The organism is Campylobacter concisus UNSWCS (assembly GCF_000466685.1).
In the GTDB taxonomy this organism is placed as follows: domain Bacteria; phylum Campylobacterota; class Campylobacteria; order Campylobacterales; family Campylobacteraceae; genus Campylobacter_A; species Campylobacter_A concisus_A.
Genome location: NZ_ANNG01000028.1, coordinates 1 through 15,396, shown reverse-complemented (window position 1 = coordinate 15,396; position 15,396 = coordinate 1). Strand labels below are relative to the sequence as shown.

Below are 15,396 nucleotides of genomic sequence, written 5' to 3'. Positions count from 1 at the left end.
ATCGCTTAAAAATTTTGTATATCTTTTTTATTTATATTTAATACGTCATCAAACCTAGTTCTTATTTTATTCATTCATCCTAGCTTCATTTAAGACTTTTATAATGCGCTCATCCAAACGAAAGTTGGAAATTAAAAATAAAAGGATTAAAAATGAAAAAGGTATTAGGCGCGGCAGTTTTAGCAGCAGTTTTAGGAGTGACAGGTTTGCAAGCTGCCATCACATCAAAAGAGGCTTTAAACATAGCTGAGAAAAACTTTCCAGGCTCAAGCGTCAAAGATATCGAGATGAACGTCAAAAAGGGCGTGACTTTTTACAAGATTGAGTCTTTTAAAGACGGCGTCAAACAAGAGATTAAGATCGATGCTAACAGCGGCCAGATCATTAAAGTAGAGAATAAAAATAAAAAACATATCTTGCCGATCGAAGCGGTAGATTTTTCAAAATTTGCTCTAAGTATCGACGAAGCAGTAGCTAAAGCTCAAGCGCTAGAGGCTGGCTGGAGCCTTGATGAGGCAGAGCTTGATAATAAAAATGGTGCTTGGATATACAAAGTAGAGCTTAAGCGTGATAGGAGCGAGAAAAAAGTGATCATAAACGCTCAAACTGGCGAGATAATCGGCAACTATACAAAGTGATCTAGCGCCCTTTTTGGGCGTTAAATTTTTATAAAGGTGAAAAAGATGAGTGAAAATTTAGAGCAAAATTTAAACGATAACGTTGGTGGGCAGGTTTTAGAGAGAAATTTGAATGAAAATTTTAGCCAAAGCGCGAGAGAGAATTTAAGTAAAAAAGCCGAGGCTGGTACTAATAAAAATAGTTGCGAAAATTTAAGAAAGAGCGAGCAAAGCCCTGAAAATTTAGATAAAAATTTAAGCCAAACAGCTCCGAAATGCAAAGCTCAAAATTTTTTTAAAAATGCGCTTGAGCTTTCGCTTCAAGGTGTAGCGGATGTGCTTATCTACACTGGCAAGGCTGGAGTGTGGCTATCAAACGCTTCAAACTGCCTAAAAGACGAGGCGCAAAGGGCGGAGCTATCAAAGATAAATGAAGAACAGGCCAAATTTGAAGGGGTGGCTTGCATCTTGCCAGAAAAAGTTAAAGAGCTTATCATTGACCGTCTAAAAACAAAGCCAGAAGAGGTGGAGTTTTCTCCGATCTATCTAGCTAAAAAACAAAGTTTTGGCACGCTTGGAGTGGAGTATTTTTATGAGGCAAGGGCTAAATTTAACGGCTTTTTGTATGATTTTAAGATAGGCGCAGCAAATGGCGAAATTTTAAATCTAAAAATAAAAAGCCAAATTTGATAAAATAGCTGGCAAAACCAAGTGAGGCAGGTAAGGCAAAGATGAAAATTTTAGTAGTCGAGGACGAAATAGACCTAAATAGCGTCATCACAAGGCACCTAAAGAAAAACGGATATAGCGTCGATAGCTCGTTTAACGGCGAGGAGGCGATGGACTTTACCGCCGTCGCGCACTACGATCTTATCGTGCTTGATCTTATGATGCCAGTGATGGACGGACTTACATTTTTGCAAAGATCGCGCGCCGCAAAGCTAGCGACCCCTGTGCTGATACTAACGGCAAAAGACGATGTGGACGACGTTGTAAAGGGGCTTGACGCGGGCGCGGATGACTACTTGGTCAAGCCATTTGACTTTAAGGAGCTGCTAGCTAGGGTGCGCACGCTCATTCGCCGAAATAGCGGCAACGTGGCTAGTGAAATTTGCGCAGGTGAGCTCAAGATCGACCTTTCTAAAAAGTCAGTCGAATTTAGCGGCGAACAGGTCGAGCTAACTGGCAAAGAGTATGAAATTTTAGAGTTTTTGATGCTAAATAAGGGCAGAATTCTAACTCGCGACCAGATCAAAGAGCACGTCTGGGACTTTGACTACACGGGCGGCTCAAACGTCATCGATGTGCTTATAAAAAACATAAGAAAAAAGCTTGGTGAGTGCGATGTGATCCAGACTAAAAGAGGGCTTGGCTATGTTGTTAAGGACTAAACAAGCATTTGCAAACATCCCAATAACCGCGCGCGTAACGCTCTGGTACTCGTTTTTTATCATCGCTATCGTGGCGGCTTTAGTTGCTATCTCGGCGGTCGTGGCGGATGAGGTTTTTGAGGACGTGAGCCAAAAAAAGCTAGCCAAATCAGTCACCAAAATAGCCAACAATATGGATGAGTTTGAGCCATATGATGATGGGATATTTTTTATAAAATATAACGCAAAAGGCGATGTGATCGGTGGTCTAGCACCAAAACACTTTCAAATTTCACTTAAAATGAACAGCGGTGCAGTGCGGCTTTATGAAAACGGCGAAAACCGCTTTTACTACTATGATATCGCAGCTAAAGGCAAAAATGTCTGGGTCAGAGGCGTGATAAATGCGGAGAAATTTTTTAAAAAAGAGGGGCTATTCTTACTGGCTCTTGGCGTTTTTGTGCCAGTTTTGTTTATTTTTGTGCTTTACGGTGGCTATAAAACGATAAAAAACGCGATGAAGCCAGTCGCTACGATGTCAAAAACTGCCCTTAAGATAGGCAGCAGCCGGGACTTCTCAAAGCGTATAGACCTGCCTGCTGACAAAGACGAGCTACACGCTCTTGCAAGCGTTTTTAACCAGATGCTTGACTCCCTAGAAAAGGTCTATCAAAGCGAAAAACAGCTCACATCAGATGTCTCGCACGAGCTGCGAACGCCGCTATCTGTCATCATGGCTGAGAGCGACTACGCTAAAAATTACTCACAAAATTTGGACGAGGCCAAGGAGTCGCTGGAGGTCATCTCTAGGCAGTCAAGAAAGATAACCTCGCTGATAGATCAAATTTTAGAGCTTTCAAGACTGGAAGCTGGCAGAAATTTGGAGCTAAAGCGCATAAATTTAAGCACTATCTTGCAAAATTTAGCCAGTGACTATGAAAAGCTAGCAAGCGCTAGGGGGTTAAAATTTAGCTGCGTTGTAGCGCCAGATATCCAAATTTTAGGCAATGAGCTGATGATCTCAAGGCTGGTGGATAACTTTTTAAGCAATGCACTAAAATTTGCAGAAACTAAGATCGAGCTAAATTTAAGTGTGTCAAAAACGCATGCGCTTTTATCTGTAAAAGACGATGGTGTCGGTATCTCTAAAAAAGATAGCGAGCTAATCTGGAATAAATTTTATCAAGTTGAAAGCTCAAGAAACAAAAGCCAAAACATAGGTAGCGGCCTTGGGCTAGCCATCGCTGCAAATATAGCTAAAATTCACGGCGCAAAGCTTGGCGTAAAAAGCGAAGCAGGAGCTGGGAGCGAATTTTGGGCTGAATTTGAGCTTGTAAATTCAAAAGAAGCATAAATTTAAGCAGTTTGCTAAGACAAAATTTACACAAGAGCAAAACTAATATAAGAGTGAATTTAAATTTCACACAAAACTATCAAGGCTATAAGATAGATGAATATTGAACAAAGTATTAAGATGTCTGATTTAAAACCCATTTAAAGAGCTTTAAAAGAGTTTGCAAAGTAATGTAAAGAAATTTCGCCACCTTGCTTTAGAGCAAAACTCACTCTAGCTACGAATAAACCGCACTTTTCTATGCCTTTATAACTTTGATATCTAAGATAGCTTTACAAAATTTAACCAAGAGCCAAGAGCTGTAAGACACACAAGCCAAGAGCCACACAAGAAAAAATCAAAAGCCAAGCGAGCAAAAAACCAAAAACCAAAAAAGACACTAAATTTAGTGTCTTTTATCGTTATCTTTCGCCAAGCTTCCCGCATGCATCAGCGCGGCACCTACTGCAGTGCGTCATCTGGTCTATATCACTAGATATCGATCTTCTTATGCGGTGGATCTCATCGGTTGAAGGGGACTTTAAATTTTCAAAAGGTGTGTCATGCACCGGTATCATCGCCATGCAGTTCATTATGTCAGCTCCCCACTGCTTTGCCTTTGCCGAGATGCTTTGGACGTGGGTCATATTGACTCCAGGGATGACTACGGTGTTTATCTTTACTAGCATGCCAGCCTCTTTTAGCTTGCGGATGCCCTCATCCTGGCGTGCTAGCAGTATCCTAGCAGCCTCCTCGCCGTAGTAGTTTTTACCCTCATATCTCACCCACGAATAGACCTTCGAGCCAACATCTGGCGTCACGGCATTAACAGTCACTGTCACGTGGCTCACGCCAAGACGCACGATCTCATCCACATGCTCAGGCAGCGCTAAGCCATTAGTCGAGAGGCAGAGTAGGGCGTTTGGGAAGTGGGACTTGCACTTTTCAAAGGTCGCTAGCGTCTTGTCAGCGTCGCACATCGGATCGCCAGGTCCAGCGATGCCGATGACTGAGATGTCTTGTCTAAATTTAAAGAGCTTTTCTAAAAATTTCACCGATTCATCTGGTGTTTGCACCTTTGCCGTTACGCCAGGGCGATTTTCATTAGCGCAGTCATATATGCGGTTGCAGAAGTTGCACTGGATGTTGCAGTGAGGGGCAACTGGCAGATGCACGCGTCCGTAGCTAGCGGAGGCCTTTTTGTTAAAGCAGGGGTGGTTGTCTAAATCAGCTTTAGTGCGAAAGATCATTAGCTCTTTTTCCTTCCAAATTTAATGGCATTTGCATGGCAGACATTTAGGCAGTCTCCGCAGTTTGTGCAGTTTATCTCATCAGGTCTTGTCCCCATCTCGCACTTACGCAAGCATGCGTCGCAGTCGTCACAGGCACTTGTTTTATAGACGCGAAATATCGAAAATTTACGCAAAATTTCAAGCACGCCACCTGATGGGCAGACGAAGCGGCACCAAAGGTTGGCTATGATTAGCGAGGCTAGCATGACTGAGATGATGACTGCCGTGCGTGTGACCCACTCCCACTCGCCAAAGCGAAGTGACAAAGTAACGGCAGTTAGATACTCATCGCTCGTTCTTATAGGTATCATCATGCGTGGATTGCCCCAGACGAAATAGACCCAAAGGCTGATCGCTATGGTAGCTAGCATGCCTATTTGAGCGAATATCAGCTTTTTGCTGCGAATTTTTAGCTTGAAAAAGGCAAATTTACCAAGCATTTGATTGACAAAGCCAGCTGGACAGACCCAGCCACAAAATGCCCTGCCAAAGAGGATGACAAGCGCTGGGATAAATAGCCAAAATCCAAAAAACAGCGACGTGATCCGCCCCCAACAGGTGATGATAGGGCAGTTTTGGCAATTTACAAAAGGCACCACAAAAGGGCATCTAAAAATGCCGTAATACGCCCATTGACCGATGCCAGCTATAAAGATGAGCTGCACTAGGCGTCTTATCTTTGTTGTGGGAGAGTTTTTGCTTTTCTTTTTTAAATTTACATTGCCGCATGCACTGCTATTAGAGCATGCGCTATTACAGCTACTACACATCTTTTACACCAAACCTTTCTATAAGCTCTAGCCCACGCGCTGAATAAATGGAGGTAAAGCCATGTTTTTCAAAAATTTCTTGACCCTCGGTGCCGCAAACAAAGTCTGCAAAATCATTTGCAAGCCTTTCATCTTTTACATATTTCATTATATTTAGCGTAAAAGTGAGCGGTCCAGGCGGGATGAGCTTTTCATCGATGGGCATATACTCAATCTTATCTTTAAACCTATCGTGCGTTGTTAGGCGTTTTTCGATGATCGAGGCGTCGCCCTTGCCATCAACTAGCTCGCACATCATATTTATGACGCATGATCCATTTGCGACCATGTTTTTCATCACCGCATCAGTTAGGTTTGAGTTTTTTAAGATCCCTTTGACTGGGCCACTGCCAGGGGGCGATGATCTAAGAGGCAGCATCACCCTAACTCCTGGCTCTGCAAGGTCCTTTAAGTCGCGAATGCCAGCAGGGTTGCCTTTTGGCACGACTAGGACGTAGTCGGTAAAGCATAGCGGTCTAAAATGAAGGCTAAGACCAGCTTTGCGAAGTTTTTTAGAAAGCTCTAAAACCCTTGCTCCAAAGAGCTCGGTCGTGCTTTGAAGTGCTAAAAGCGACTTGCCAAGAGCACCAGCAAAAGCGCCAGTGTATTGGATGTTGTGCCCTGTTCTTGACTCGTAAATGGCATTTAGCTCATTAAATGCTTCAGACAAGCCTCCACACGACCAAACCTGAAGCGAGTCAGACTTAAATGGCGTAAAGCCAGCCAGCATCGTTTGTGGCGTGGCAGCAGCAGCTGTGGCTAAAGCACCTTTTAAAAAGCCACGGCGTGATATACCAGTTTGTTTTAATTCCACGAAATCTCCTTTTGGGATTTAAGAAATGTAAATTTGATATTTTCGGCACGCGAAACTTGTGAAATTTGACTTTTGAAATTTGCAAAAATGGTAGTTGAAGATAAATTTATGCAAATGTAAATTGCGACCGCAATCTAAATTTGAGTGATTATAGCCAAATGCTAGCTTAAAAATCGAGATAAATTTAAAAAGCGCAGAGGTAAATTTGCTAAAGTAAATTTATCGTTTAAAAAATAATTAAGATTTTAGTCGTCGATTTGATGTATTATTTTAGAAATAATATAAAAATGTATTGTTAGTTTTTATCTTTTTTGATATACTTCGGTCATAAAAGCATTAGTATTATTTTTAAAATAATACAGAAAGGGGCACCTTGAAATGATAAAAATAGGCGACGTATCTGAGATAAAAACTGGGTTAGTTTTAAATCGCAAAAAGGCGGACAAAAACGTAGATGAGAAATTTCGCTATAAAGTAGTCTCGCTAAAGTCCTTTAATGAAAATGCGCTTTTTGATGACACATTTGCCGATGAGTTCATATCAAGCGAAAAAATAAGCGATGAGTATAAAGTGAGCCGTGGCGATGTTTTGTTGCGGCTTAGAGAGCCAAATTTCGCCGTTTATATAGACAAGGACTATGATGATCTTATCTACACATCTTTGATGGTTCGCATAAGGGTTAAAAGCGATAAATTTGATCCGTGTTTTGTGGCGCACTATCTAAACAGCAGTGCTGTTAAAAGAACCCTTGCGCCAGATGTTTCAGGCACTACAATAGCGATGATAGGCGTTGCAAGCTTAAATAATATAAAAATACCAGCCATAAATTTGCAAACTCAAAACAAGATAGTAAAATACCTAAATTTAGCTCGCCAGGAGAGCGAAATTTTACAAAATTTAGCAGCCCAAAAGCAAAGATACAACAAAAGCATATTTGAAAATTTAATAAAAGAGGAGAACTAAGATGCAAAAGACCACACAAGATACCATAAATAACGTAGTTTGGAAGGCTTGCGACACATTTCGCGGCACGATGGACGGGAGCGACTATAAAGACTATGTTTTAACGATGCTTTTTGTTAAATATCTATCTGATTTTTATAAAGAAAAGCTTGAGTTGCTAAGAGCTGAATACGGTGACAAGAACGAGAGGATCGAAGCAAAGCTAAAGAAAGAGAAATTTAAGCTTGATGAGAGTTGCACCTTTGAGTATCTTTTAGCACACAAAGAGGCTGCAAATTTAGGCGAGATAATGAACAAAACGCTAGAAAAGATCGAAGAGGACAACAAAGATAAGCTTGAAGGCATATTTAGAAGCATCGACTTTAATAACAAAAACAAGCTTGGGGACACAAAAGAGAGAAACGCTATCTTGCAAAATTTGCTTGAGGACTTTAGCGACACTAGACTAGATCTTCGCCCATCTATGCTTGAGGGCAACGACATAATAGGCGACGCATACGAGTATCTTATAGCTCACTTTGCAAGTGACGCGGGCAAAAAAGGCGGAGAGTTTTATACGCCAAGCGAGGTTTCGACGCTTCTTGCAAAGCTGGTTGAGCCAAAAGAGGGCGATATGATCTATGATCCTACTTGCGGCTCTGGCTCGCTTCTTATTAAGGCTTCAAAAGAGGTCGGTAGCAAAAATTTCCGCCTTTACGGACAGGAGAAAAACGGACAGACTCACGCACTTTGCAAGATGAATATGTTTTTGCATGAGATAAATGACGCCGTGATCGAGTGGGGCGACACGATCAGAAACCCGCTTCATCTACAAGACAATCTTATAAAGACATTTGATATAGTCGTGGCAAATCCACCTTTTAGCCTCGATAAATGGGGTGCTGACTTTGCCGTGAACGATTCTTTTATGAGATTTGCTAGCTACGCTTTGCCGCCAAAGAGTAAGGGCGACTACGCATTTGTCGTGCACATGATAAAAAGTCTAAACAACAGCGGCAAAATAGGTGTCGTGCTTCCGCATGGAGTGCTATTTCGCGGGGCAAACGAGGGCAAGATCCGCCAAAAGCTAATCGAAGAAAATTTACTAGACGCAGTCATCGGGCTACCGGCAAATTTATTTTACGGCACGAGCATCCCTGCTTGCATACTCGTTTTTAAGAAAAACCGCGCAAACGAAGATGTGTTGTTTATCGACGCTAGCAAAGAATTTGAAAAAGGCAAAAACCAAAACTCGCTAACCGAGCAAAATATAAAAAAGATAGTCACTACCTACAAAAACAGAAGTGAGATAGAAAAATACTCCCACCTAGCAAGCCTTAGCGAGATAAAAGAGAACGACTACAACCTAAACATCCCTCGCTACGTCGATACATTTGAAGAAGAAGAGCTTGTGGATATCGAGGCTACAAAGGCTGAGATTTCACGCCTAGAATCCGAGCTAAAAAGCGTTCAAAGCAAGATGAGCGAGTATCTTGCGGAGCTTGGGCTATGAGCGAATTTAAAAATTTACCAAGCGGGTGGAGGGTCGTGAGGCTTGGGGATGTTTTTGATTTTTTAAAATCTTATACAAATTCACGTAAAAGTCTAAATGATTATGATGAAATTTCATATATCCATTATGGGGAAATACATAAAAAATATAAATTTTACTTAGATTTTCGTGTTGCCTCTTTGCCAAAAATACATCAAAGCAAGTTGGGGGACAAGCCAGAATTTATCAAAAATGGAGATTTGGTCATTGCCGATGCTTCGGAAGATTATATAGATATCGCAAAAAGCGTGGAAATTAAAAATTTAGAACACAAAGCGGTTGCTGGGCTACATACTTTTTTGCTTAGAGATAAAGGTGATTATTTTGCAGATGGTTATAAAGGATATATTCTTTACGAGCCTTGGGTTGCAAAAGAGCTAAAGAAAAAAGCCACAGGCATTTCTGTTTTGGGGATTTCAAAATCAAATTTATTAAATTTAAAAATCAAACTTCCGCCATTGGACGAGCAAGAAAAGATAGCGGAAATTTTATCTACTTGGGATGAGGCTATAAATTTAACTATAAATTTGATAGAAAGCAAAAAGCAGTTTAAAAAAGCTCTTATGCAAAATTTACTCACAGCCAAAATCCGCTTTCCACAATTCAAAGATGAGTGGCAAAATGAAAAATTAAATAAAGTTACTTTTTTTCAAGAAGGTCCTGGTGTAAGAAATACACAATATAAAAAAGAAGGTATTAAGCTGTTGAATGTTGGAAATTTAAACAACAATACATTAAATTTAAATACGACTACAACATATATAAGTGAAACTGAAGCTTACGGAGCTTACAAACATTTTTTAATCGATGATGGTGATTTGCTAATTTCTTGCTCTGGCATAAATTCAGCTAGCTTTAAAAATAAAATAGCCTTTGCTGAAAAGAAGGATTTGCCATTGTGTTTAAATACAAGCACAATGCGATTTAAAAGTTTAGATGACAGATTGCTGTTGAAATATTTGTATTATTTTTTTCAGACAATATATTTTGAAAGACAAGTGCTTGGGGTTTTGACTGGTTCGGCACAATTTAATTTTGGTCCAACGCATATAAAATGGTTTAAAATAAAGCTTCCAAATTTAAAAGAACAACAAAAAATCGTAGAGGTTTTAACGGCTTGCGATGATGAGATAAATTTACTAAATTTAAAGCTTGAAAATTTGAAAAAACAAAAACAAGGCTTGATGCAAAAACTACTAAGCGGAAACATAAGAACAAAAGTAAAAGGAGGAAAAAATGTCAAGATGGATGACTAGGTATGGGTCGAGTGATTTTCATAGCAAATGGGAACTATTTAAGACAAAATTTAGTGAATTTAATATTAAAGAGATTGGGAATGTAGAAATTATTGATGAATACAATAGACTTGGAAAAGTTATAATTTTTATAGATAGCTATCTAAAGCTAATCGATCCTGAATTAAGCCAAGAAAATTTATTGGATAATTCAAGAAGTTATTTAGAAAGTGCTTTGCATTATTTTGATTTATTCATCAATAATAGAACTATTGATTACATTGTAGCAACAAATAACTATATAGATCAGCTTATTGCTGGGTTAAGGAATTTAAATATTCTAATGCCTAAAATTTCTAGCAGATCAGTTTCTAACATGGTGCAAGAATACACAGATACTATAAAAAAGGCTTTGGAGGATATAAATTTAGAAAAAATAAAAACAGATGTCAGGGAAATTTATAGATTAAAGAATGAGTTAATAGATGGAGAGAATAGCATTGAAGATAGTGTTAAAGACTTTTTTGACGAAATAAAAGAAAAATATACAAAAATTGCAGAATTTCATGATGAAACTTTAATCGATGAAAAAGATTATATATCAACAAAAACTGAGATACTGGAAGCAAAAAAAGATATTTTAAATGATATAAATTTAACTAAAAAGTATTTAACGGAAACAAATAAGGATTTGGAAGATCTTGAAAAATTTTATGTAAAAATTTTTGGAAAATTTGATGAAGAAGAAGGAAAAAGAATAGGAGGATTAGAACAAGAACTGGCGACAAGAAAGAATGAACTTGAGGAATTTAAAAACGATCAAATAAATAAGTTAAATGAACTTAAAGAAGAACACGACTCAAAACACAAAGCCTTTGAAGAAGAAATAGAAAAATTATTAGAAGGTGCAACTAGTGCAGGGTTAGCAAATGCTTATAGTGTTGAAAGAAAAAAATTTAAATGTCCAATTATAATATGGAATATTGTATTTATAAGTTGTCTTTTTGCTATATCGCTTTTGTCTTTTTCTACATTAAAAAATTTAAGTTCAATAGAAGAGATAACAAAATACATACTACACTCTTTACCTATAACATTGCCTTTAATATGGGTCGCTGTATATGCCAGTAAGAGACGTAGTGAAAATCAAAGACTAGAACAAGAATACGCACATAAGGAAGCATTGGCTAGATCATATATAAGCTATAAAAAGCAGATTAGTGAGCTAGGTAAAGAAGATAGTGAATTGCTAGAAAAGCTAATTTTGGAAGCTATAAATGCAATATCTTATAATGCAAGTAAAACATTGGATAAAAAGCACGGAGATGGAACAATATTAAATGAAATAACACAATCTATTAAAAATTTAAGTCAAAGAGAGACAAAATGACCCCAGATACTTCAGAAAATAAGATCCAGCAAAACAGCATAAATTTACTTCAAAGCTTGGGCTATAAATTTATAAGCAGGGAGGAAAATTTAAAACTTCGTGGCGGTAAAACTAGCGAGGTTTTGTTTAGGGAAATTTTAACCAAAAAGCTTGGTGAGATAAATGGCTATGAGTATAAGGGCAAGAGGTATAAATTTAGCCAAAGTAGCGTTTTAAAAGCGGTCGATGAGCTAGCTGGGGTATCTTTAAACGAAGGGCTAATGGTCGCAAACGAAAGGATCACAAATTTACTCTTGCTTGGCACCAGTTTGGAGGAAAACTTAGAAGACGGCACGAGAAGGAGCTTCTCTTTTAAATTTATAGACTTTGAAAATTTTCAAAACAACGACTTTTATGTGACTGAAGAATTTGAAGTAAGTAGAGTAAGCCAGAGCGACGCACAAAAGCACAGAAGGCCTGATCTTGTGCTTTTTATAAACGGCATACCAATAGTCGTGATCGAGCTTAAAAAATCAAGCGTGAGCCTTGAAAACGGCATAAAGCAGCTTGAAAAAGAGCAGGGCAAAGATGAGATAGCACACCTTTTTAAATACATCCAGCTAACTATCGCGGCAAACGGCAGTGGAGCAAGATATGGCACAACTGGCACTCCGTTTAAATTTTATAGTGTGTGGAAAGAGCAAGATGAAGCTAAGGCAAAAGAGAGCTTAAAGAGCTTGATAAATGGTAGAGAGGTGAGCGCGCTTGATATGACGCTCTTTGCGCTACTATCTAAAGATAGGCTGCTAAGGCTAGTTAGGCACTATATAGTGTTTGATAAGAAAATGAAAAATGTTTGCCGCTATCAGCAGTTTTTCGCTATCGAAGAGACGCTAAAGAGGGTATCAGCGAAAAAAGAGGGCGCAAGAGCGGGCGGACTCGTCTGGCACACGCAAGGAAGCGGCAAGTCGCTCACGATGGTGATGCTAACAAAACTTTTAAAGCAAATTTATATAAACTCAAAGATCATCGTAGTAACTGATAGGATAGATCTAGACGGGCAGATACACGAAACCTTTGAAAACACGGACGTAAAAGCAGGACGAGCAAGTAGCGGAAGCGATCTAATAGAAAAGCTACAAAGTGGAGTTAGCGTGATAACTACGCTCGTGCATAAATTTGAAAAGGTGAAAAACCAAAAGGTAGTGATAAGAGATGGCGATATATTTGTGCTAGTGGATGAGAGCCACCGCACGCAAGGCGGCGATCTGCATAAGGCTATGAAAAAGGCGTTGCCTCTTGCTTGTTATATAGGATTTACTGGCACGCCGCTTTTAAAGCGTGAGAAAAACAGCTTTGCGAAATTTGGCGGAGAAATTCATAGATATACGATAGATGACGCGGTAAAAGACGGAGCCGTGTTGCCGCTACTTTATGAAGGGCGATATGTGGGTCAAGAGGTGCTAGACCCTGAGGGGCTAACTAGGAAATTTGACCTCATATCAAGAGAGCTTGGCGATGAGGCTAAAAGGGACTTGCAGCAAAAGTGGGCGAGGTTTGAGCGTGTGGCATCAAGCGAGCAAAGGCTGGAGCTAATAGCCGTTGATATAAATGAGCACATTAAAAAGACTTTGAAAAAAAGTGGCTTTAAAGCGATGCTGGCAACGCAAAGAAAATATGACGCTATAAAATATCATGAGATATTTGAAGAATTTGGAGAGATAAAAAGTGCTTATGTGATATCAAGCAACGAGCACGAGGAGCTTGAGGGCGGGCATAAAGAGTATGTCGCAAAGGCGTGGCAAGAGACCATAAGGGGCTACGGCAGCGAGGAAGAGTATCTAAAGCATGTGAAGGATGAATTTGTTTATGGCGACGAGATAGACCTGCTTATCGTCGTGGATAAGCTTTTAACTGGATTTGACGTGCCAAGAGCAAGCACGCTTTATATAGATAAACAGCTAAAAGAGCATAATTTACTCCAAGCCATAGCTAGAGTAAATAGGCTTTACGACGGAAAAGACTACGGATACATTATTGATTATAGAGGGCTTTTGGGCGAGCTTGATGAGGCGCTTACTAGCTATGCTTCGCTAAACGGCTTTGACCCAGAGGATATAACAGGAGCCGTGATAGACGTAAGAAGCGAGATCGTAAAGGCTAAGACCTACTATACTCATTTGGATGGGCTTTTTAGCGGCGTAAAATTTAAAGACGATCTAGAGAGCTACGTGGCGGTTTTAGAGGATGTGCAAAAACGAGACGACTTTAAAGAGTGGCTGTCGCAGTTTGCTAGAGCTTTTAAACTAGCGCTTTCGAGTGAGAAAATTTGCGATATCTTAAGCGAAGAGGAGATAAAAGCTTATAAGCAAAGGGTTAAATTTTATAACGAGCTAAGAAAGGCGGTGCAGCTAAGGTATTATGAGGCTTGCGACTTTGGCAAATACGAAGCGCAGATGCAAAAGCTGCTCGATACTTACATAAATGCACAAGGGGTTAATGAGCTTACGAAGCTCGTAAATATCTTTGAGACGGAATTTGACGATGAGGTGCAAAGGATTGAGGGCAAAAATGCAAAAGCCGATACGATAATCAGCGCCGTAAGTGCGGTGGTAAAAGAAAAAATGGACTCAAATCCAGCATTTTATAAATCAATAGCGCAGCAAATACAAGACATCATCGACGAATACAAGGCAAAAAGGCTAAGCGAAGAGGAAAAACTTGCTAAAGCAAAACAGCTAAAAGACCTGATAACTGGGGCTTTAAAGCCAAATGAAGATAGGTATCCAAAAGAATTTAATGCTAATAAAATTTTGTTTGCTATTTATGATAATTTGCTCGATATTTTGGGCGATGTGGGGCTTGCGGATGTCGAGGTGGTAGCTAAAAATTTGAGCCTGAAATTTTATGAAATTTACGAAAAAGCCTCAAAAAAACCGGAATGGCACAAGAATAAAGACGTAGAAAACGAGATAACAAGCGCGATGGAGGATGCTCTTTGGGATGTCGAGGACGAATACAGCGTTTCTATCGATGAGAAAGAGAAAATTTACCAAACTATCCGAGGCATAGGGATAAGTTTTTATGCTTGAAGGCGTAAAAATCGTCCGAAAAGACGTAAAAAATATCACTTTAAAAGTTAGACCAAATGGCGAAGCGATACTAACGGCGCCAAAGTCGGCAAGCGATGAGCATATAAAATTTATTATGCAAAAAAGAGCCAAGTGGATAGCGCAAAAACGTGCGTTTTTTTCTTCGTTTAGGACGCCGCAAAAAGAGTATGTAAGCGGCGAGGATTTTAGATATCTTGGGCGAAGCTACCGGCTTAAAGTCGTGCAGTCTAAAGAGGAGCGAGTAAAGCTTCAAAGGGGCTATCTGGAGCTATTTATAAAAGATAAAAGCGACCTAAAGCGAAAAGAAAATTTGGTCTATGAGTGGTATTACGAAAAGGCGACGTTATATTTTTTTAATATCTTGCAAGAGTTTAACAAGATAGTAAAACAAGATATCAAAAGCGTAAAAATAAGGCAGATGAAGACAAGATGGGGGAGCTGCAATCCATATAAATCATATATAAATTTAAACATAGAGCTTATAAAAAAGCCAAAATCATGCATCGAGTACGTCGTATTTCACGAGCTAGTGCATCTTCTCCATCCTGATCACTCAAAGAAATTTTATGACTATCTGACGCTTTATATGCCTGACTGGCAAAAACGCAAGGAAATTTTAGAGAGAGCTTAGAAATTTGGACCTGGCTTTTGGGCTATTATACATATTTTATTTTTGTAAATTTTAAAAAAAGAAAAAATTGGCTTTTGAGCGTTTGATTGGTAGGTGGTGGGTTCACCAGGACTCGAACCTGGGACCATCCGGTTATGAGCCGGATGCTCTAACCAACTGAGCTATGAACCCACAGTTGAAAGAAAATCGTATTATACAAGAAAAAGCTTATTTGTTGCTAAATTTATAGGTTTTTGCATATTGGTAATTAAATATCTAGCTGTTTATTTTAGTAGATATTAGCAAGCTTTAGCTTGACTTTGTTTTTTTTTTTTTTTTT

Annotated in this window: 13 protein-coding genes and 1 tRNA gene; 10 read left to right on the top strand and 4 right to left on the bottom strand. The window is 39.3% G+C overall.

Features of this window, described 5'->3' with window-relative positions; genetic code table 11:
- The first annotated feature begins 152 nt into the window (after nt 1-152).
- Genes UNSWCS_RS06290 through UNSWCS_RS06275 form a run of 4 tightly spaced genes read left to right on the top strand, consistent with a single transcriptional unit; the run spans nt 153 to nt 3,341 of the window.
- Nucleotides 153-638 carry a PepSY domain-containing protein gene (locus UNSWCS_RS06290; protein ID WP_021087805.1) on the top strand — a complete coding sequence of 162 codons (486 nt, stop codon included), beginning with the start codon at nt 153-155 and terminating at the stop codon, nt 636-638.
- Between the two features lie 45 nt (nt 639-683).
- Entirely contained in the window at nt 684-1,307 is a 624-nt protein-coding gene (locus tag UNSWCS_RS06285) for a hypothetical protein (RefSeq protein ID WP_021087799.1), read from the top strand.
- Between the two features lie 41 nt (nt 1,308-1,348).
- Nucleotides 1,349-2,008, top strand: a complete 660-nt coding sequence (locus UNSWCS_RS06280) for a response regulator transcription factor (RefSeq protein WP_021087838.1) — start codon at nt 1,349-1,351, stop codon at nt 2,006-2,008.
- Nucleotides 1,992-3,341, top strand: a complete 1,350-nt coding sequence (locus UNSWCS_RS06275) for a sensor histidine kinase (RefSeq protein WP_021087796.1) — start codon at nt 1,992-1,994, stop codon at nt 3,339-3,341. The genes UNSWCS_RS06280 and UNSWCS_RS06275 overlap by 17 nt, the downstream gene beginning before the upstream one ends.
- 401 nt (nt 3,342-3,742) lie before the next feature.
- On the opposite strand, the gene nifB is transcribed toward UNSWCS_RS06275, so the two are convergent.
- The 3 genes from nifB to UNSWCS_RS06260 are packed head-to-tail and all read right to left on the bottom strand — an operon-like array spanning nt 3,743 to nt 6,235.
- Nucleotides 3,743-4,570 carry a nitrogenase cofactor biosynthesis protein NifB gene (nifB, locus tag UNSWCS_RS06270; protein WP_021087837.1) on the bottom strand — a complete coding sequence of 276 codons (828 nt, stop codon included), beginning with the start codon at nt 4,568-4,570 and terminating at the stop codon, nt 3,743-3,745.
- On the bottom strand, nt 4,570-5,382 hold the full coding sequence (locus tag UNSWCS_RS06265; RefSeq protein WP_021087834.1) for a 4Fe-4S binding protein: 813 nt from the start codon (nt 5,380-5,382) through the stop codon (nt 4,570-4,572). The genes nifB and UNSWCS_RS06265 overlap by 1 nt, the downstream gene beginning before the upstream one ends.
- Nucleotides 5,375-6,235 carry a substrate-binding domain-containing protein gene (locus tag UNSWCS_RS06260; protein ID WP_021087798.1) on the bottom strand — a complete coding sequence of 287 codons (861 nt, stop codon included), beginning with the start codon at nt 6,233-6,235 and terminating at the stop codon, nt 5,375-5,377. Before UNSWCS_RS06260 ends, UNSWCS_RS06265 begins: the two co-directional genes overlap by 8 nt.
- A 378-nt stretch (nt 6,236-6,613) precedes the next feature.
- Between UNSWCS_RS06260 and UNSWCS_RS06255 the strand changes: the two genes are divergently transcribed.
- Genes UNSWCS_RS06255 through UNSWCS_RS06230 form a run of 6 tightly spaced genes read left to right on the top strand, consistent with a single transcriptional unit; the run spans nt 6,614 to nt 15,077 of the window.
- Complete coding sequence (locus UNSWCS_RS06255) at nt 6,614-7,198, top strand: restriction endonuclease subunit S (RefSeq protein WP_021087801.1); 585 nt, start codon at nt 6,614-6,616, stop codon at nt 7,196-7,198.
- A gap of 1 nt (nt 7,199) precedes the next feature.
- The gene (locus UNSWCS_RS06250; RefSeq protein ID WP_021087826.1) at nt 7,200-8,690 is read left to right on the top strand and encodes a type I restriction-modification system subunit M; all 1,491 of its coding nucleotides are present in this window, start codon (nt 7,200-7,202) and stop codon (nt 8,688-8,690) included.
- The gene (locus tag UNSWCS_RS11515; protein ID WP_021087808.1) at nt 8,687-9,985 is read left to right on the top strand and encodes a restriction endonuclease subunit S; all 1,299 of its coding nucleotides are present in this window, start codon (nt 8,687-8,689) and stop codon (nt 9,983-9,985) included. Before UNSWCS_RS06250 ends, UNSWCS_RS11515 begins: the two co-directional genes overlap by 4 nt.
- A complete protein-coding gene (locus tag UNSWCS_RS06240; RefSeq protein WP_021087827.1) occupies nt 9,966-11,354 on the top strand; it encodes a hypothetical protein in 1,389 nt (462 codons plus the stop codon). Before UNSWCS_RS11515 ends, UNSWCS_RS06240 begins: the two co-directional genes overlap by 20 nt.
- Nucleotides 11,351-14,425, top strand: a complete 3,075-nt coding sequence (locus tag UNSWCS_RS06235) for a type I restriction endonuclease subunit R (RefSeq protein ID WP_021087833.1) — start codon at nt 11,351-11,353, stop codon at nt 14,423-14,425. The genes UNSWCS_RS06240 and UNSWCS_RS06235 overlap by 4 nt, the downstream gene beginning before the upstream one ends.
- Nucleotides 14,418-15,077, top strand: a complete 660-nt coding sequence (locus tag UNSWCS_RS06230; RefSeq protein ID WP_021087795.1) for a M48 family metallopeptidase — start codon at nt 14,418-14,420, stop codon at nt 15,075-15,077. The genes UNSWCS_RS06235 and UNSWCS_RS06230 overlap by 8 nt, the downstream gene beginning before the upstream one ends.
- 94 nt (nt 15,078-15,171) lie before the next feature.
- Here UNSWCS_RS06230 and UNSWCS_RS06225 read toward each other — a convergent pair.
- Nucleotides 15,172-15,248 (bottom strand) — tRNA-Ile (locus tag UNSWCS_RS06225).
- Between the last annotated feature and the right edge of the window lie 148 nt (nt 15,249-15,396).

Bases quoted from the DNA above. Each gene is read 5' to 3' on its own strand.
- UNSWCS_RS06285 (WP_021087799.1), top strand. From the start codon at position 684: ATGAGTGAAAATTTAGAGCAAAATTTAAACGATAACGTTGGTGGGCAG.
- UNSWCS_RS06235 (WP_021087833.1), top strand. From the start codon at position 11,351: ATGACCCCAGATACTTCAGAAAATAAGATCCAGCAAAACAGCATAAAT.
- UNSWCS_RS06230 (WP_021087795.1), top strand. From the start codon at position 14,418: ATGCTTGAAGGCGTAAAAATCGTCCGAAAAGACGTAAAAAATATCACT.
- UNSWCS_RS06240 (WP_021087827.1), top strand. From the start codon at position 9,966: ATGTCAAGATGGATGACTAGGTATGGGTCGAGTGATTTTCATAGCAAA.
- UNSWCS_RS06250 (WP_021087826.1), top strand. From the start codon at position 7,200: ATGCAAAAGACCACACAAGATACCATAAATAACGTAGTTTGGAAGGCT.
- nifB (WP_021087837.1), bottom strand. From the start codon at position 4,570: ATGATCTTTCGCACTAAAGCTGATTTAGACAACCACCCCTGCTTTAAC.
- UNSWCS_RS11515 (WP_021087808.1), top strand. From the start codon at position 8,687: ATGAGCGAATTTAAAAATTTACCAAGCGGGTGGAGGGTCGTGAGGCTT.
- UNSWCS_RS06280 (WP_021087838.1), top strand. From the start codon at position 1,349: ATGAAAATTTTAGTAGTCGAGGACGAAATAGACCTAAATAGCGTCATC.
- UNSWCS_RS06290 (WP_021087805.1), top strand. From the start codon at position 153: ATGAAAAAGGTATTAGGCGCGGCAGTTTTAGCAGCAGTTTTAGGAGTG.
- UNSWCS_RS06275 (WP_021087796.1), top strand. From the start codon at position 1,992: ATGTTGTTAAGGACTAAACAAGCATTTGCAAACATCCCAATAACCGCG.
- UNSWCS_RS06255 (WP_021087801.1), top strand. From the start codon at position 6,614: ATGATAAAAATAGGCGACGTATCTGAGATAAAAACTGGGTTAGTTTTA.
- UNSWCS_RS06265 (WP_021087834.1), bottom strand. From the start codon at position 5,382: ATGTGTAGTAGCTGTAATAGCGCATGCTCTAATAGCAGTGCATGCGGC.